Below are 16,822 nucleotides of genomic sequence, written 5' to 3'. Positions count from 1 at the left end.
TGACGGCGTACGCCAGAACAGCCAGGGCCTCAATTAGGACAAGCGCGGCAACCACGAAAACACTGGTTGGGCGGGACGAGATTGCATTTTCGTTGCTCACATCAACAATTTTCGTTGACCTTCTGCAGGAACTCAAACCGCAACAATTGACTTTTGCTGTTGCTCGCGCCACACCTCTGATAACTAGCGGATCCTAGTGCCAAATGCCATGTGAGAAAGCACTCAGGCATTCAGCAACATTTCGCTACCGTGACTCTTGTTTACTTCCGCGTTACATGAAAACCTTATGTGGTCGGTTAAACGAAGTGCCCGAATGGACTTCTCCGACCTTTCGAGACGCCAGATGTTAACCGCTAGGCAACCAGGATTTCATTTCACTCCTAGTTATTTTTTGCCTGTGTGTTGATTGTCGTTGGTGTTTCACACCCTCTCAGATTTCAAGGAGCATCAATAAGCATGGATTGGCGTAGCCGCGCGGCGTGTCTGGAAAAGGACCCGGAACTGTTTTTCCCAGTGGGAAACACCGGTCCGGCCCTGTTGCAGATCGAAGAGGCCAAGAGCGTCTGCCGTCGATGTGAAGTAACCGAAACCTGCCTGCAGTGGGCTATTGAGTCCGGCCAGGATGCAGGCGTCTGGGGTGGCATGAGCGAAGATGAGCGTCGTGCCTTGAAGCGTCGTGCAGCACGAGCTCGCCGCGCTTCCTAATTAAGCTGCGCTCGAGGTAATTCTCGCAACCCGAGACGCTATACGAAATCCGCCAGAGGTAAACACCACTGGCGGATTTCGAGTTTAAGCGACAAATTGTCAGCTCAGCTAGGTACATTAAAAGTAGTATTCATGTTCGAAAGGATCCGTTAGTGACTCTGGCCCGCTTCGCGTGCACCGTTCAGGCAGGTGCGACCGCAAAATGAGCCCGGCCCTGACCGACCCCAACCTGGGCAAGACGCTGGATGGTCGATACCGACTGGACCATCTGCTTGCCCTGGGTGGCATGTCACGCATCTACCGCAGCATGGACAAGCGCCTGCATCGAGCGGTTGTCGTGAAGATCCTGAACGACAACTTCTCCAGCGAGCATACAGTGCGTGAGCGATTCGAATCCGAAGCTGTCATCGCTGCGAATATCACTCATCCGAATGTGGTCTCCATCCGCGATCACAACGTGAGCGATAATCTGGTGTACCTCGTGATGGAGTATGTTCGAGGACGGAACCTCGAACAGGTCATTGAAGAACGCGGCCGCTTTACTCCGCGTCAGGCGCTAAGCGTCCTTGAACAAATTTGCCACGGTCTCAGCGCCGCGCACAGCGAGGGAATCATCCACCGGGATATGAAACCGGCAAATGTGCTGCTCTCCGATACCGGCGAAGTGAAAGTTTCCGACTTCGGCTTGGCCCGTGCTGCCAGCGCCCATACCCAGTCAGCCACGCTCGTCGCCACGCTGTCCCATGTCTCCCCCGAACTAGTTTCAGGGGCACCAGCCGATTCGCGCAGCGACATCTACGCACTGGGCATCATGATCTACCAGATGCTGACTGGACAAGCACCGTATACCGAGACCAATGCCGCTGCATTAATGAAGCATCATCTGGACTCCCCCATGCCCATGCCCTCGGACTTGGTTCCGGGATTGGCCGAAGATCTCGATGAGTTGGTTCGATGGTGCACCGAGAAGGATCCAGAGAAGCGCCCGCAGGATGCTTCGCTGCTGCTGGAGGAGATCATCCAGATCCGCTCAACGCTCAACGATGCGCAACTGGACCTGGGCGCCGAGGACCTCGGCGGGATTGAAGATCTCACCCCGCAAACTATGGCGCAGATGCCCACTACGCTGCAGCAGCGTCTTGATGCGATGCAACGCGAGCGCGAAGATGAGCGTGAACAGGTATGGCTGAAGCGGAATACTGCTCAGCACGAGGCCAGCTACGTTATCGATGATGCCCCCGCCGATCCTGACCAGACAACCGTCATTGCCGCGGTTGACGCCACCGAAGTCTTGGATCTTCGCGATGTACAAGCCACACTGGCCCAGCCTCGTCCCACTGATCTTGCCGCTGATTCTGGCATAGCCGCAACGTCGGTGTACACCCGCGGCCGCGATCTGGAACCGGCCCACGAGAATGACGCCGATTCCGAAGCACCTCTGTCGGTACGTGGCCAAAAGCGTGCGCAGAAGCAGGCTGCAAGAAAGTGGCGCAAGGAAGCACAGGTACCCACCCACCGGTTGCGTCAGCCTCGCTCGGGTACGCAGAAGTTCGTCATCACCGTGATGTGGATCCTCATTGTGGCTCTGGTCGCAGGTGCCGGATGGTTCTTCGGCCGCGGCCCCGGAACCGTCATCCGCATCCCGTCATTGACCGGCATGCTTCAATCGCAGGCAGTCGCGCAAATGGATGGCCAAGGTGTTCCAGTTCGGGTAGGCACGACCTACAACGATGAGATTGCCATCGGCAGGGTGGTCGACTCGCAGCCGGGGACCGGCGAGAACATCATGAAGTTCCAGGGAATCGATCTGATCGTTTCGCAAGGCCCTCAGCTTTTTGCAGTTCCGGATTTCACCGGGAAAACCCTGGATCAGGCCACCAAGTTGCTCGATGAAATCGGTTTCGAAGATGTCCAGGAAGCCGAGGCCTACTCGGAATCGGTGACTAAGGGCGAGATTATCAGTTCCTCCCCTGCCGCCGGCAAGGAATTGCCGCGGAAGAACATCATCACCCTCACTGTTTCCAAGGGACATGCCCCGGTTCGTGTTCCTGCGGTCATTGGTCTTAGCAAGGATGCGGCCAAGGAAAAGCTTGAGTCCATGGGCTTGAAGCTGGAAACCGGTGAATCCGTCCATTCCACGACGACAGAAAAAGGCCTAGTCGCCGTACAGGACCCGGCCCAGGGCACCGTTGCGTACGGCAGCACCGTGACAGTGAATCTCTCGCAAGGACCAGAATACGTCCAGATCCCATCCGTGCTCGGCCTGGGCGTCGAGGAAGCAATCTCTGCACTGGAAGCCGCCGGCTTTTCCGTGAGGACGCACAATGTCTTTGGCGGTTTCAGCCAGACCGTTCGCATGCAGTCTCCATTGCACCAGCAAGCCGTGCGCGGTAGCGAGATCAGGATATACGCCTTCTGAGGCCTGTGCCGTTCCCCAGGCATAAAAATAATCCGGTTCCCGCTGTCGGGAACCGGATTATTCTCTAGCTGCTAGCGGTTTCGGCTGCGGCTCTGCAGCGCCGAGGAGACCAGGAAGGCCATCTCCAGGGACTGGCGGTGGTTCAGGCGCGGGTCGCACAGCGACTCGTACAGCGAGTCGAAGTCTTCCTCGCGGATCGGATCCGCTCCGCCGAGGCACTCAGCCACATCGTCGCCGGTCATCTCCACATGCAGGCCGCCTGGGAAGGTGCCCAGCGCGTCGTGCACTTCGAAGAAGCCGCGGACTTCGTCCATGACATCGTCGAAGTTGCGGGTCTTGTAGCCGTTCTGGCTGGTGACCGTGTTGCCGTGCATTGGGTCCGTAACCCACAGCACCTGGGCGCCGGAGGCCGTGACCTTTTCGATCAGGTTTGGCAGCTTCTCGCGGATGTTCTTCGCACCCATGCGGGTGATGAAGGTCAGGCGTCCTGGTTCGCGGTTCGGATCGAGCTTTTCGATCAGCGCGAGGACATCTTCCGGATCCGAGTTCGGGCCCAGCTTCACGCCGATTGGGTTGCGCACGCGCGAGAGGAAGTCCACATGTGCGTGGTCCAGCTGACGGGTTCGTTCACCGATCCACAGGAAGTGGCCGGAGGTGTCGTACGGCAGGCCGGTCCGCGAATCGGTACGCGTCAACGCACGCTCGTAGTCCAGCAGCAGTGCTTCATGGGAGGCGAAGAACTCGGTGCGCTTAAGTGCCTCGAAGTCTGCACCGCAGGCATCCATGAAGCGGATGGCCGAGTCGATCTCGCCGGCCAGCTGCTCGTAGGCGGAGTGCGCCGGGTTGGCCATGAATCCGCTGTTCCACGAGTGCACGCTGCGCAGGTCTGCGAAGCCGCCCTGGGTGAACGCGCGGATCAGGTTCAGCGTGGCCGATGAGGTGTTGTAGGCCTGCACCATGCGCTTCGGATCGTGGGCACGGGAATCGGGTGTGAAGTCGAAGCCGTTGACGATGTCGCCGCGGAATGCCGGCAAAGTTACACCATCTCGGGTTTCGTCATTCGAGGAGCGCGGCTTGGCGAACTGGCCAGCCATGCGTCCCATCTTGATTACCGGCATCGAAGCGCCATAGGTCAGTACCACAGCCATCTGCAAGATGGTGCGAACTCGCGAGGAGATCTTGTCGGCGGTTGCATCGGCAAAGGTTTCGGCGCAGTCGCCGCCCTGCAGCAAGAAGGCCTTGCCCTGGGCTGCTGCGGCCAAGCGTTCGCGCAGTACGTCGACTTCGCCGGCAAATACCAGTGGCGGACGCGAACCCAATTCGTTGATGGAGGACTGATAGTCCTTGTGCTCACGCCAAGTCGGCTGCTGGGCAATTGGCAATTCACGCCACAAATCTAGTTGCGGATCGGTGGCGGGGCCGGCTACGGAGGAGCCTGGCAATGGGGTTCGGTTTTCTTCGCTCACCTTGCCCATTCTACGTGGCATCAGCTCAAAGGACCGCGACGAATGTAACAAGTCGCCGTAACACTGCGCATAGCGGCCTGCTACGTCTTTGGTTTGCGTGGAGCATAGATGTCGACGTAGCTCTGACCCGACAGGACATTGATTGCCTTGCGGATTTCGTCGGCGCAAGCGCGAAGCGTTTCAGGATTCGCGGACCTGCCGTTCAGGTGCTCGAAGGTCAGCGGCTTGCCGATCTTGATCCCGATCCGGCCCGGATGCGGAAGGCTTTGGCCGATGGGCTGGACCTTGTCGGTGCCAATCATTGCAATTGGTATCACCGGGGCACCGGTTTCCAGGGCGAGCTTTGCGACGCCGAGCTTGGCCCGGTACAACCGTCCATCCGGTGAACGGGTGCCTTCCGGATAGATGCCCAGCACCTGGCCCTGCGCCAGTGCGTTCTTGGCACTGGCCAGCGAAGCAGCCGATTTCTGCCCGCCTGAACGGTCCATGGGCAGCTGGTTGATATTGCGGAAGAACCACGCGGTGATCCGGCCCTTGATGCCCTTGCCGTTGAAGTACTCGTCCTTGGCCAGGAAAATCACGGTACGATCCAGCGCCGCTGGGAGGAACACCGAGTCGCTCACCGACAGGTGGTTGGAAGCCAAGATCGCCGCACCGGTTTCAGGCACATTGCCGATGCCCTGGATCTTGACGCGGAAGAAAATTCGTATTAGCGGCCGGACAGCGAAACGCTTGAGGAAGTCGTACAGCACAGCGGGAAAATTCCTTCTTCTAGTTGACCAGCTACGCGGGAAGAGAAACCGCGACCTTACTGGTCGAAGCGCACTCCGCACCCTTCAATTGTGCACTACGCTCGAAGGTGAAGGCAGAAATCCGGAGGGTTCACGATGAAACTTGATGCAGGCAATACTCCGCTGGACGAGCGCAAACGTCCATGTGCAGTACTTTTGATCCACGGTTTTACCGGCTCCGCTGTTTCCATGCAGCCATGGGCGGATTCCTTGGAGCAGGCCGGATTCGACACGGACATTCCCCTTTTGCCCGGGCACGGAACGCAATGGCAGGACATGGTCGGTCGAGGTTATGGCCAGTGGATCCACGCTACCGAAGCGGCTTTTGACAGGCTCTCGCGCACGCACGAGCAGGTATTCGCCGCTGGCCTTTCCATGGGTGGCGCCCTGGCCCTGCATCTGGCGACCCGCCGCAATGTAGCCGGTGTTTCGCTGGTCAATCCGGGCCTGGTCGTGGACTCCCCCTTGTCCCCCTATACTCCTTGGCTCAAGCATGTAGTGCGCAGCGTTGCCCCTATCAGCAATGACATCGCCAAGCGCGGTGTCGATGAAGGGGCCTACCCGCGCACCCCGGTAGCAGCCGTAGCCGAACTCCGTTCGCTCTTTGCCCAGACCCGCCGGCGCTTGGAGCTGGTGAACGCCCCGGTGCAGCTTTTCCGTTCCACCGTTGACAACGTAGTTTCAGACCAGTCGGTGCGCGAGCTGGTCGAGGGCCTGAACTCGGGCACCCTGGCCGAGCACCACATGCTCTTGCACTCCAAGCACGTAGCCACCCTGGACTACGATGCGGAGCAGATTTTCCACGAATCCGCTCGCTTCTTCGCGCAGCTGGCCGCCACGGAACGGAAGCGCAAGGAGGAGCGCGCATGAATCCGGAAGATGCCCATCCTTCAAACCAGAATGATCCGCAGTGGGATGAGCTAGTCGAGAATTTCCGTCAGCTTGATGCCTCGGCACCCCGCGAACCCAGCGCCGACGAGCGCGCGGCGAAACTGGCGAAGCTCTTCAACACCGGGCCTGCCGCGGTTCGCGGACCGCGCGACTATGTTGCTGAGCAGACGCCGGAAGAGTTCGTTCCAGAAGAACCCGCCGCGCTGGGTTCGGGTGATCCGATGCTGAACCTCGCCTGGGTTGGCGCCGCTGGCGGTCCGCTTGGGTTGCTGCTGTGTGTGGTGTTTTTCCGCTCAGCTCCGGTGTTCATCTATTTCGGGCTGGCACTCGCCGCCCTGCTCGGAATCGCCTACTTGCTCAAACGTCTTCCCACTGAACGCGATCCGGGAGATGATGGGGCTCAAGTATAGAAAACGGCTTTGAGTACACCACACGGTAGGTTACTCTATAGTAATAAATATGTGATGCGGGTTACCCGCTATTGCTAATGGGGTCACACAGAGTTTCAGGAGTTGAAGACCAGATGCGCGAATACAGCTCGCCAATTCGCATTCATTCGCCACAGCAGTCGAATATTACAGATCTGCTATTACGCCACGCGAATTCAGCGGCCAACCCGGCATTGTTCTCAAAGCCGGGAACCGACGGAACGTGGAATGATGTCACGGCATCGCAGTTCGCTGCCGACGCCCGGGCTATTGCGAAGGGGTTCATCGCCAATGGCATCGAACCTGGCGACCGCATCGCGCTGATGGCCAAGACCCGCTACGAGTGGACGCTGGTTGACTTCGCCATCTGGTTCGCCGGCTGCGTCACCGTCCCCGTCTATGAAACTTCCTCCCCTAGCCAGGTTGCCTGGATCGTTTCCGATTCCGGTGCCAAGGCCGTCGTCGTTGAGGCCGCCGCCCAGGAAGCCGTGGTGCGCCGCGCCGCCCATCAGGAACAGCTCGACGGACTGGATCACGTCTGGCAGTTCGATGGCGGGCTGGAACAGCTCTCCGAAGATGGCCGGAACGTCGATGACCAGTTGCTCGAAGCCCGCCGTTCGGGCGCAGCATTGGATGACATCGCCACGATCATCTACACCTCGGGCACCACCGGCCGTCCCAAGGGCTGCGAGCTGACCCACGGCAACTTCGTGGAGCTGGCGGAGAACGCTGTGGCTACCTTGCCTGGCGCCGTTTACCCGGGCGCATCGACCATCATGTTCCTGCCGCTGGCTCATGTTTTCGCCCGCTTCATCTCGGTAGTCAACATTGCCGCTGGTTGCCGCACCGGGCACACCCCCGATGTCAAGCACCTGCTCGAGGACCTCCAGTCCTTCAAGCCGAACTTCATCCTCGCTGTGCCACGCGTCTTCGAGAAGGTCTACAACTCGGCCATGCTCAAGGCTGAAGATAGCGGCAAGGGCAAGATCTTCCACGCCGGCGTTGACGTTGCAGTGGCATACTCCCGCGCCAAGCAGGAGGGCAAGGTTCCGCTGGTGCTGAACCTGAAGCACAAGCTCTTCGACGCCCTGCTCTACCAGAAACTGCGCACCGCGATGGGTGGCAACATCCGCCATGCGGTCTCCGGCGGAGGTCCGCTGGGCGAGCGCCTGGGCCACTTCTTCAACGGCATCGGGGTGACCATTCTGGAAGGCTACGGCCTGACTGAAACCACCGCACCGATCACGGTGAACACCCTGGACCGGATCAAGATCGGCACCGTAGGCAAGCCGCTGCCGGGCAACGCCGTGCGCATCGCCGCGGACGGAGAGATCCTCACCAAGGGCATTTGCGTGATGCGCGGCTACCGCAACCGTCCAGAGCTGCAAGATGAGACCTTCACCGATGGCTGGTTCCGCACCGGGGATATCGGCGAACTCGACGCCGACGGATTCCTGAGGATCACCGGGCGCAAGAAGGAAATCATCGTCACCGCCAGCGGCAAGAACGTGGTTCCTGCGCTGCTTGAGGACCAGATCCGCGCCGACGCGCTGGTTTCCCAGTGCGTGGTCATCGGCGAGGGCCGCTCGTTCATTGCGGCCCTGGTGACCTTGGATCCAGAAGCCCTGCCAGGTTGGCTGGCCCGTCACCAGATGGACCAGAACCTGTCGCTGGACGAGCTATCGACCCATCCAAAGGTGCTCGAAACCGTGCAGGCGGTCATCGACAAGGCCAACACCTCGGTATCCAAGGCCGAGGCGATCAAGTCCTTCCGCGTTGTGCCTGCTGACTTCACCGAGGAAACCGGTCATTTGACTCCCTCGATGAAGATCAAGCGTGCAGTAGTGCTCAAGGACTACGAGGCCGTGATCGAAGGCATCTACTCGGCGCCCAAGCCGACAGCATAGTCCAGCACTGCATTAGCCAGCTCCCACGATTCGCGAGCTGAAGCGGCCCAAGGCAACTTGAGGCCGCTTTGCTGTGTTCGGGCATAGTAGCTGCGCGGCAATACCACGCGGCTGAATGCCTGGGTGGCGTGATTCTGGTGCTCGTGGCCAAGCACCGCGTAGATCAGGTTCCCAGCCAGGTCCTTGCGGCCATTAGCCAGCAGCCATTCGACCAATTCCATGAGCCGGTCTTCCGAGTCGGCACTGGTATCGCCCACAACCACCAACACGTTGGTGCCGGTGAATTTACCGTCCATCACCGATTGCACGCGCTGCGGTCCGGCCGTGGCCACCTGGGCCTTGCAATCCAATTCACCGAATTGCTCGGCCAAGTGCTCTGCGATTTCGCAGAACGGAAGATGCGTGTCGAGGGTGAAGACCAGTACCGTGATCGGCTGGCCCTTGGATCCCAGCTCGGCAACCTGCTGCCTCAGCCGGGCGGGCACAGCCCCGGGCGTCATCTTGCTTGGGCGCATCACTGCTCCTTCTGCTTTGTGGTTCGCACGATTAGTTGACAGAGCGCAGGGGCCCGCAACCTTGGTCACGAGCCCCTGTGCTCTGGGTACTGCGGATGCTACTTGGGTTCGATCACCAGCAGCAGATCGCCACCCTGTACCTGGCTGGTGCCATTCAGGGTTACCTGGCTGACCACGCCACCCGCGTTGGCAGTGATGCCAGCTTCCATCTTCATTGCTTCAATGGTGGCCACGGACTGGCCGGCCTCGATCAGGTCGCCGACCTTGACGTTCACAGTCACCGCTCCCGCGAAGGGTGCAGCGACGTGGCCGTTATTGTTCGGATCGGCCTTCGGCGCGGACTTCACGGTGGATTCTACCGATTCGTCGCGAACCTTGAGCTGGCGGGACTGGCCGTTGAGGTTGACCACGACGGTGCGCAGGCCCTTCTCATCGGCTTCCGATACCGATACCAGCCTGACCAGCAATCGAACACCCGTACCCAGCGAAATGACATGCTCGAAGCCGGGAACCAGGCCGTAGAGGTAGTCGCGGGTGTGCAGGACGGACAAATCGCCGTAGTTCTCCACCGACTTCTCGAAGTCACGGGTTGGGCCAGCGAAGAGCAACCGGTTCAGGGTACCGCGAATCGTGTCCGAATCCGCCTGCAGCGCTGCCAGGTCCTCTGCCGAGAGGTCCTCGACATGGGCCTTGACATTGCGTCCCTGCAGCGCCTTGGTGCGGAACGGTTCCGGCCAACCGCCTGGAGGGTTGCCCAGCTCGCCCGAGAGGAACTGGATGACCGAATCCGGGATGTCGTAGTTCTGCGGGTTCGCTTCGAAGTCCGCGGCTGGGACTCCGGAACCCACCAGCTGCAAGGCCAGGTCGCCGACGACCTTGGACGATGGAGTCACCTTGACCACATTGCCGAGCATGTCATTGACCGAGGCGTACATCGACTCGATGGCTTCGAAACGCTCGCCCAGGCCCAATGCAATGGCCTGCTGGCGCAGGTTCGAAAGCTGGCCGCCCGGAATCTCGTGCTGGTAGACACGGCCGGTTGGCGCTGGCAGTCCGGATTCGAATGGCTTGTACATGGCGCGCACTGCTTCCCAGTACGGTTCCAGCGACGCCACGGCATCCAGTGACAGGCCGGGATCACGCTCGGTGAACTCCAGCGCTGCGACCAGTGCAGAGGCCGATGGCTGCGAGGTGGTGCCCGCCATGGCCGCGCTGGCCACGTCGACGGCGTCCACACCGGCGTCGATGGCCGCCATCAACGTCGCCAGCTGCCCGCCGGAGGTGTCGTGGGTGTGCAGGTGCACCGGAAGATCGAAGCGTTCGCGCAGGGCCGTGACCAGCTTGGTTGCTGCCGCTGGGCGCAGCAGGCCGGCCATGTCCTTGATTGCGAGGATATGCGCGCCAGCGTCGACGATCTGCTGTGCCAGCTCCAGGTAGTAGTCCAGGGTGTACAGCGTCTCGTTGGCATCCAGCAGGTTGCCGGTGTAGCACAGGGCCACTTCGGCGACTGCGGTGCCGGTGTCGCGTACCGCCTTGATGGCCGGAGCCATCTGCGAAACATCGTTCAGCGCATCGAAGATGCGGAAGATGTCGATGCCGGCGGACGCGGCTTCCTTCACGAAAGCGTCGGTGACCTCGGTTGGGTATGGAGTGTAGCCCACGGTATTGCGGCCGCGCAGCAGCATCTGCAACGGGATGTTCGGCAGCTCCGCACGCAGCAGCTCCAGGCGCTTCCAGGGATCTTCGCCCAGGAATCGCAGGGACACATCGTAGGTGGCACCGCCCCAGACTTCCATGGAGAACAGCTGCGGGACGTTGTGCGCGTAGGCCGGTGCTGCCGCGAGCAGGTCGCGGGTGCGGACGCGGGTGGCCAGCAGCGACTGGTGCGCATCGCGGAAGGTGGTATCGGTGATGCCCACCGCCTTCGACTCGCGCAGGGCCTTGGCGAATCCTTCCGGACCGAGATCCAGCAGCTTCTGGCGCCAGCCATCGGCCGGCAAGGCGGACTTGGAGGGGCCATCGAATGGCGAACGCTCTGGCTCGTCGGTCTTGTCACCCGGGAAAGCAGGAAGCTTCTTGCGCGGGTCGATTCCCTCGACACGGCTGCCATTTGGCTGGTTCACCGTGACATGGGCCAGGAAGTTCAGCGCCTTGGTGCCGCGGTCCTGGGATTCATTGCCGGTGAGCAGATCCGGGCGGGAGTCGATGAAGTCGGTAGCGACATCACCGGCCAGGAACTGCGGATCACTGAGCACATTCTGGATGAACGGGATGTTGGTGGCCACACCGCGCACGCGGAACTCGGCCAGCGCACGGCGGGCGCGAGCCACAGCCGTCTGGTAGTCACGGCCACGACAAGTGAGCTTGACCAGCATCGAGTCGAAGTGCGGGGACACCTCGGCGCCGGTGTAGATTGTGCCGCCATCCAGGCGGACACCCGAGCCGCCGGCGGAGCGGTAGACGGTAATGGTTCCAACATCCGGACGGAAGCCATTGGCTGGATCTTCGGTGGTGATGCGGGACTGCAAGGCCCAGCCACGCACCTGGATGGTGTCCTGGCTGATCTCCAGATCCTTCAGCGACTCGCCAGCAGCGATGCGCATCTGCGCCTGCACCAGGTCGATGTCGGTAACCTCTTCGGTCACCGTGTGCTCAACCTGGATGCGCGGGTTCATTTCAATGAATACGTGCTGCCCGGCGCGGTCGCCCACGGTATCAACGAGGAATTCGACGGTGCCTGCGTTCTGGTAGCCCAGAGTCTGCGCGAACTTCACGGCGTCCCGGAACAGCGCCTGGCGAATCGATTCATCCAGATTCGGTGCTGGAGCGATTTCGACAACCTTCTGGTGGCGGCGCTGCAGCGAGCAGTCGCGCTCATGCAGGTGGACAATGTTGCCCTGCTCGTCGGCGAGGATCTGCACCTCGATGTGGCGCGGACGCAGCACTGCTTGTTCCAGGAAAACGGTGGGGTCCCCGAAGGCGGTGCCGGCTTCGCGCATTGCCGCGCCCATCAGCTCCGGCAGGTCTTCGCGCTTGTCGACACGGCGCATGCCGCGACCGCCGCCGCCGGCTACAGCCTTGACGAAGATCGGGAAGCCGATGCGATCGGCCTCGGCAATCAGGTAATCAACATCATCGCTTGGCTCGGAGGATTCCAGTACCGGAATGCCTGCCTCGCGAGCAGCCTTCAGCGCCGCTACCTTATTGCCGGCCAGTTCAAGCACGTCCGCCTTTGGACCGATGAACTTGATGCCTGCTGCTTCGGCAGCTCGTGCGAGGTCAGGATTTTCCGAGAGGAAGCCGTAGCCCGGGTAGATTGCATCCGCGCCGGCTTCTTTGGCAACGCGGATAATCTCGTCGATATCCAGGTAGGCGCGGACCGGATGGCCCTCTTCGCCGATCTGGTAGGCCTCTGCGGCCTTCTGGCGGTGGATCGAATTGCGATCCTCATGTGGGTAGACAGCAACGGTCTTTGCGCCCAGCTCGTAGCCGGCGCGGAAAGCGCGAATCGCAATCTCACCGCGGTTGGCGACCAAGATCTTTTCAAACATAGTGTCCCTACATCGAATCTGTACACGCTGGTTCAACGGCACAATCAGGACTGTTCCCCTCAGGTGCAGGCCCGCCATCCCAGCGTGTCGGGTCTCGAAAAGCAGCTAGCATTTGCCACTTCTGTGAAACACACTACACGGGGATTCTCCAGAACGTCCAAACATTTCGTCCTGTGGTCAGACCACATGAAATAATTGGATCTTTGAAGTTTTAATCACTAACTTGTGCCTAATGGCAAAAACTGACGTTGCAAAGTCGGAGAAACACGGCTCGGCACACTATGATGATGAGAGACTAAAAATTCGGTGGGACGTTTAAACTAACGAACAGTGAAAGGCGTGGTCTGGTCCGTGCACGTAGTGAGCATCAGCAGCCTCAAGGGTGGCGTAGGAAAAACCTCCGTGACACTCGGATTGGCTTCAGCAGCACTTGCCGCCGGCATTCCGACTCTCGTCATTGACCTGGATCCCCATGCGGATGCCAGCACTGGCCTTGGAGTCCGTGCTAATGGGAAGCAGCCAATTGGGCAAATGCTCAAGAACGCTCGTCGCGCCCGTCTGCAAGATCAGGTTGTCGCCAGCGCTTGGCAGTCCAAGGCAGCAGAGAAGAAATCCCGTACCCGCATTCCAGTGCTCGATGTTGCCGTTGGCGACGCATTCACCGGCATCTACGATCGACCAGATCTGCGGACCCGCGACCTACGCCGCCTCTCCCAGCTTCTGAGCCGCACCAGCGGTTACCAGTTGGTTCTCATCGACTGCCCGCCATCGCTGAACGGCTTGACCCGCATGGCATGGAGCGCGTCGGATCAGCTCGTGCTAGTGGCAGAACCCAGCTTGTTCTCCGTGGCCGGCACCGAGCGCACCCAGCGCGCATTGGAACTCTTCCGCCGTGAATTCGCTCCTTCCCTGGGACCGGTACGTGTTGTCGCCAACCGCGTCCGCAAGGACTCCGCGGAGCATACCTTCCGTTTGGGCGAAATGCGCCAGATGTTCGGCGACTCCATGGTCAAGCCCGAGATTCCCGAACACCCGGAATGGCAGCAGATCCAAGGTGCCGCGTACTCGGTGCACCAGTGGCCTTCCAAAGCTACCGCTCCGATGCTGGCGCAGTTCGACGCGTTGCTCAAGGAAGTCATGTCCGCAGCAGGCCCGAACAACACCTAGGCCCGGATACGGATAGCAGCTTAAGCAATTGACCGGATCTTCCTTCAAGGAAGATCCGGTCAATTGCTTAAGCTGCTGAATTATCTGCCGGCTCTAGCCGACGTTGCGCGCCGCCTTGGCAGCCCGACGGGCAGCCAATTCATCTTCTGGCAGGGTCTGCTGCACCGAGCTCTCTGAAGGCAGCTGGGCAAGGGAACCTTCCACCTCGCGCCAAACACGGCCTACGGCGATGCCGAATACGCCCTGGCCCTTCTGGACAAGGTCAATGACCTCGTCGGCGCTGGTGCATTCGTAGACCGAAGCTCCATCGCTCATCAACGTGATCTGGGCAAGGTCCTCAACGCCGCGTTCACGCAGGTGCAAAACGGCCGAACGGATCTGCTGCAGGGATACTCCGGTGTCCAGCAGCCGCTTGACAACCTTGAGCACGAGGATATCCCGGAATGAATAAAGGCGGTGGCTGCCGGATCCCTTGGCTCCGCGCACTGCCGGCTCAACCAGGCCAGTACGTGCCCAGTAGTCGAGTTGGCGGTAGGTGATGCCGGCTGCCTTGCACACAATTGGACCGCGGTAGCCGGCATGTTCATCCAGCTCAGGCAGGTCATCGGTGAAGAGCAATCCCTGGGTGCTGGATTGCTTGTTGCCACCGTCGACCCCATAGTGAGGCCCAGTCTGGCGAGACTCCATCCAATTGCTCCTTGCGTGTCAGCACGTTCCTAAACGAGTATCCAGGGACCGAATGAGAACCGCGCAGATGCGAGTGATGACCATCAAAAAACAGCTCTTTTTAAATGTCCCTATGCAAAGACGGTACGGCGATAACGACTAATGGTCAAAGACCTTCAAGCTTAACTTTAAGGCGTGTCGCGCAGGCTTGGGGAATTACCCAATTCAAGGCCAATATTCCACTGAAACCAAACGCGCGATATCTACGAAGAAAAATCTTCTGGATCAATATTGTCCAAGAATTCACGGAATTCGCGCAACTGCTCTTCGGGTGCCTCTCCGCCGCCAGTTTCATTCTCGATGGCCACGCCAGCTTCTTCCAGGACGTGCTCGGCGCACATGATCGGGCACTGGGCGCGCACGGCAAGGGCGACGGCATCCGAGGAACGGGAATCTACGCGTTTGCCGTTGGAAAGGACAAGCTCCGCGACGAACACGGCATTGTTTACCGAGACTATTTCGATCCGCTCAAGCTTCACGTCCATGCTTTCAATGACGCTGAGCAGCAGATCATGGGTCATCGGCCGAGGCGGAGTGAGCCCTTGTTCAGACATTGCGATGGCCGAGGCTTCGGGCGCACCTATCCACAGCGGAAGGTAGAGATTACGCTCAGGGTATTTGAGCAGCAACAGCGGCTGATTCGCCGGCAGTTGAATACGGATTCCGGCAAACTCCAGTTCCAGCATGCTAGCCCCTTAGAGTTGTTGTTGCCTGTTCGAATTCAGCCTAGCGATCCAGTTGGGAAATAGCACGTTGCACCAGGGCCTCGTGAATTTCCAGGCACTGGCGCGAGATTTCCTGGGCCTCTTCCGCAGCGCGGGCACGAGCGGAGACTTCAGGCTTCTTCAGTTCGTTGCCGACAATCGATTCAATCAGCGAGAACTCGCGATCAGCTGCGGTACGGAACTGCCGCAGGTGGCGAGGTTCAACGCCATGGCCCGCCAGCTGAACGGCCGATTTGGTGACCTTGATGCTGTTGGCGTCGAACAGGCCAGCAACGGGTTCGATCAAGCCGAACTTTATCAATTCGCCAACGAGCTCCTCGCTGGCACCGGTCAGCCCCTGCAGTTCAGCCAAGGACACCGAACGGGTTTTGCGCTCCACGGCCTCAGCCATGTCATCGTTGACCACCTGTGGCGCCACCGGGGCTCCCCCAGGCAATGCTGCTGGCGCTTCACCGCGATCCACCGAGTCGAGATGGTCCTTGATAACCTTCAACGGCAGGTACTGGTCGCGCTGAACCGAAAGGATGAAACGCAAGCGGCTCACATCCGACGCGGAGTACTTTCGATATCCAGCGGAGGTGCGTTGCGGGATGATCAGTCCCTTGTCTTCCAGGAAGCGGATCTTGGACGCAGTGACACGTGGGAACTCATCCTTGAGTTCCGAGAGCACCTCGCCGATATTCAGCGCGGCCTGCCGGGCGGTCTCGTGGCGTTGAGCCTCGAGACGTGGGCTGCGGGCTGCGTCAAAGATCGGCAAAGGGTCTACACCTCGGATGTATGGATATGTCGGCGTGCCAGACGCCGGCGGACAAAACCTCGAACTCTACTAGTTTAAAGGTTCGGAACGCTTTGGTAGAAATTCAGGCGGAATTTGCCGATCTGAACCTGAACACCAGTGCTCAACGGGATCTCGTCGATACGGTCGCCGTTGATGTAGGTACCATTCAGCGATCCGATGTCGCTGAGCGTGAACCGCGCGTCCGTTCGGGAGAACTTGGCATGCCGACGCGAAACGGTCACATCGTCCAGGAAGATATCCGCGTTTGGATGGCGGCCTGCGATGCTCTCGTCGGTGTCCAGCAAGAAGCGTGCGCCCTTGTTTGGTCCGGAATGGGCAATCAGCAGCGCAGAACCAGCTGGCAGGGCGTCAACTGCGTTTTTCTCATCCTCACTCAGGGTGTAGATGACCGAAGGTTCAGCACCCTTGTGCACCGCAGGAAGAGCGATATTGGTCGTCTCAGAGGCAGACTCGTTGTGCGGGTCAACCGGCCGATGTTCCGACATTATGGGGTCCTCCAGAAAATTCTGTTAACAGTTCGTGCGTGACGACCTTGAGTTCTGTGTTGGCACAGTCAGTAATACCAAACTATTTACAGATTAGCCTACTCACTGCCCAACTGATAACAGAAAAGTACATATTTTCCGCTGCAAGGGATTGCCAGTGTGGCAAGATGCCAAGAGAGACGATGATGCCTTGGCAGCGCCTGCACTTCGATCCTTTCCCACAGATGGAGGCGATGCAAGGATAAAT

General features: G+C 59.8%; 14 protein-coding genes. 6 read left to right on the top strand and 8 right to left on the bottom strand.

Going from position 1 to position 16,822, the window contains the following annotated elements:
- The first annotated feature begins 456 nt into the window (after positions 1 to 456).
- Both ACIP6G_RS13420 and ACIP6G_RS13415 read left to right on the top strand, forming a co-directional pair.
- A complete protein-coding gene (locus ACIP6G_RS13420; RefSeq protein WP_013348560.1) occupies positions 457 to 705 on the top strand; it encodes a WhiB family transcriptional regulator in 249 nt (82 codons plus the stop codon).
- 202 nt (positions 706 to 907) lie between these two features.
- Positions 908 to 3,124 (top strand): PASTA domain-containing protein, encoded by a 2,217-nt coding sequence (locus ACIP6G_RS13415; RefSeq protein WP_400290649.1) that lies wholly within the window; start codon positions 908 to 910, stop codon positions 3,122 to 3,124.
- Between the two features lie 71 nt (positions 3,125 to 3,195).
- Here the strand turns inward: ACIP6G_RS13415 and ACIP6G_RS13410 are convergent, their stop codons facing one another.
- A complete protein-coding gene (locus ACIP6G_RS13410) occupies positions 3,196 to 4,599 on the bottom strand; it encodes a class II 3-deoxy-7-phosphoheptulonate synthase (RefSeq protein WP_400290990.1) in 1,404 nt (467 codons plus the stop codon).
- Between the two features lie 71 nt (positions 4,600 to 4,670).
- The gene (locus ACIP6G_RS13405; protein WP_400290647.1) at positions 4,671 to 5,342 is read right to left on the bottom strand and encodes a lysophospholipid acyltransferase family protein; all 672 of its coding nucleotides are present in this window, start codon (positions 5,340 to 5,342) and stop codon (positions 4,671 to 4,673) included.
- Between the two features lie 135 nt (positions 5,343 to 5,477).
- Between ACIP6G_RS13405 and ACIP6G_RS13400 the strand changes: the two genes are divergently transcribed.
- The 3 genes from ACIP6G_RS13400 to ACIP6G_RS13390 all read left to right on the top strand — a co-directional run bounded on the left by ACIP6G_RS13400 (position 5,478) and on the right by ACIP6G_RS13390 (position 8,607).
- Complete coding sequence (locus ACIP6G_RS13400; RefSeq protein ID WP_400290645.1) at positions 5,478 to 6,251, top strand: alpha/beta hydrolase; 774 nt, start codon at positions 5,478 to 5,480, stop codon at positions 6,249 to 6,251.
- Positions 6,248 to 6,682, top strand: a complete 435-nt coding sequence (locus ACIP6G_RS13395) for a hypothetical protein (RefSeq protein ID WP_400290643.1) — start codon at positions 6,248 to 6,250, stop codon at positions 6,680 to 6,682. Before ACIP6G_RS13400 ends, ACIP6G_RS13395 begins: the two co-directional genes overlap by 4 nt.
- 113 nt (positions 6,683 to 6,795) lie before the next feature.
- Positions 6,796 to 8,607 carry an AMP-dependent synthetase/ligase gene (locus ACIP6G_RS13390; protein ID WP_400290641.1) on the top strand — a complete coding sequence of 604 codons (1,812 nt, stop codon included), beginning with the start codon at positions 6,796 to 6,798 and terminating at the stop codon, positions 8,605 to 8,607.
- Here ACIP6G_RS13390 and ACIP6G_RS13385 read toward each other — a convergent pair.
- Both ACIP6G_RS13385 and ACIP6G_RS13380 read right to left on the bottom strand, forming a co-directional pair.
- Positions 8,580 to 9,122 carry a hypothetical protein gene (locus ACIP6G_RS13385; RefSeq protein ID WP_105662560.1) on the bottom strand — a complete coding sequence of 181 codons (543 nt, stop codon included), beginning with the start codon at positions 9,120 to 9,122 and terminating at the stop codon, positions 8,580 to 8,582. The genes ACIP6G_RS13390 and ACIP6G_RS13385 overlap by 28 nt on opposite strands.
- A 98-nt stretch (positions 9,123 to 9,220) precedes the next feature.
- Positions 9,221 to 12,673: a pyruvate carboxylase gene (locus tag ACIP6G_RS13380; RefSeq protein WP_400290639.1), complete on the bottom strand. Its 3,453-nt coding sequence runs from the start codon at positions 12,671 to 12,673 to the stop codon at positions 9,221 to 9,223.
- 351 nt (positions 12,674 to 13,024) lie between these two features.
- Between ACIP6G_RS13380 and ACIP6G_RS13375 the strand changes: the two genes are divergently transcribed.
- The gene (locus tag ACIP6G_RS13375; protein ID WP_105659072.1) at positions 13,025 to 13,840 is read left to right on the top strand and encodes a ParA family protein; all 816 of its coding nucleotides are present in this window, start codon (positions 13,025 to 13,027) and stop codon (positions 13,838 to 13,840) included.
- Between the two features lie 93 nt (positions 13,841 to 13,933).
- On the opposite strand, the gene ACIP6G_RS13370 is transcribed toward ACIP6G_RS13375, so the two are convergent.
- The 4 genes from ACIP6G_RS13370 to ACIP6G_RS13355 form a co-directional block, all read right to left on the bottom strand.
- The gene (locus ACIP6G_RS13370; protein ID WP_105659060.1) at positions 13,934 to 14,527 is read right to left on the bottom strand and encodes a MerR family transcriptional regulator; all 594 of its coding nucleotides are present in this window, start codon (positions 14,525 to 14,527) and stop codon (positions 13,934 to 13,936) included.
- 242 nt (positions 14,528 to 14,769) lie between these two features.
- A complete protein-coding gene (locus ACIP6G_RS13365; RefSeq protein WP_400290637.1) occupies positions 14,770 to 15,252 on the bottom strand; it encodes a bifunctional nuclease family protein in 483 nt (160 codons plus the stop codon).
- Between the two features lie 40 nt (positions 15,253 to 15,292).
- On the bottom strand, positions 15,293 to 16,048 hold the full coding sequence (locus ACIP6G_RS13360; protein ID WP_400290635.1) for a MerR family transcriptional regulator: 756 nt from the start codon (positions 16,046 to 16,048) through the stop codon (positions 15,293 to 15,295).
- 74 nt (positions 16,049 to 16,122) lie between these two features.
- On the bottom strand, positions 16,123 to 16,575 hold the full coding sequence (locus ACIP6G_RS13355) for an FHA domain-containing protein (protein WP_400290633.1): 453 nt from the start codon (positions 16,573 to 16,575) through the stop codon (positions 16,123 to 16,125).
- Between the last annotated feature and the right edge of the window lie 247 nt (positions 16,576 to 16,822).

The organism is Glutamicibacter sp. NPDC088483, from assembly GCF_044753145.1.
Taxonomy (GTDB): Bacteria; Actinomycetota; Actinomycetes; order Actinomycetales; family Micrococcaceae; genus Glutamicibacter.
This window is presented reverse-complemented; position numbering and strand designations above follow the sequence as displayed.

Excerpts from the sequence above, each read along its gene's own strand:
- ACIP6G_RS13420 (WP_013348560.1), top strand. The coding sequence starts at position 457 with ATGGATTGGCGTAGCCGCGCGGCGTGTCTGGAAAAGGACCCGGAACTG.
- ACIP6G_RS13415 (WP_400290649.1), top strand. The coding sequence starts at position 908 with ATGAGCCCGGCCCTGACCGACCCCAACCTGGGCAAGACGCTGGATGGT.
- ACIP6G_RS13410 (WP_400290990.1), bottom strand. The coding sequence starts at position 4,599 with ATGGGCAAGGTGAGCGAAGAAAACCGAACCCCATTGCCAGGCTCCTCC.
- ACIP6G_RS13400 (WP_400290645.1), top strand. The coding sequence starts at position 5,478 with ATGAAACTTGATGCAGGCAATACTCCGCTGGACGAGCGCAAACGTCCA.
- ACIP6G_RS13395 (WP_400290643.1), top strand. The coding sequence starts at position 6,248 with ATGAATCCGGAAGATGCCCATCCTTCAAACCAGAATGATCCGCAGTGG.
- ACIP6G_RS13390 (WP_400290641.1), top strand. The coding sequence starts at position 6,796 with ATGCGCGAATACAGCTCGCCAATTCGCATTCATTCGCCACAGCAGTCG.
- ACIP6G_RS13385 (WP_105662560.1), bottom strand. The coding sequence starts at position 9,122 with ATGCGCCCAAGCAAGATGACGCCCGGGGCTGTGCCCGCCCGGCTGAGG.
- ACIP6G_RS13380 (WP_400290639.1), bottom strand. The coding sequence starts at position 12,673 with ATGTTTGAAAAGATCTTGGTCGCCAACCGCGGTGAGATTGCGATTCGC.
- ACIP6G_RS13370 (WP_105659060.1), bottom strand. The coding sequence starts at position 14,527 with ATGGAGTCTCGCCAGACTGGGCCTCACTATGGGGTCGACGGTGGCAAC.
- ACIP6G_RS13365 (WP_400290637.1), bottom strand. The coding sequence starts at position 15,252 with ATGCTGGAACTGGAGTTTGCCGGAATCCGTATTCAACTGCCGGCGAAT.
- ACIP6G_RS13355 (WP_400290633.1), bottom strand. The coding sequence starts at position 16,575 with ATGTCGGAACATCGGCCGGTTGACCCGCACAACGAGTCTGCCTCTGAG.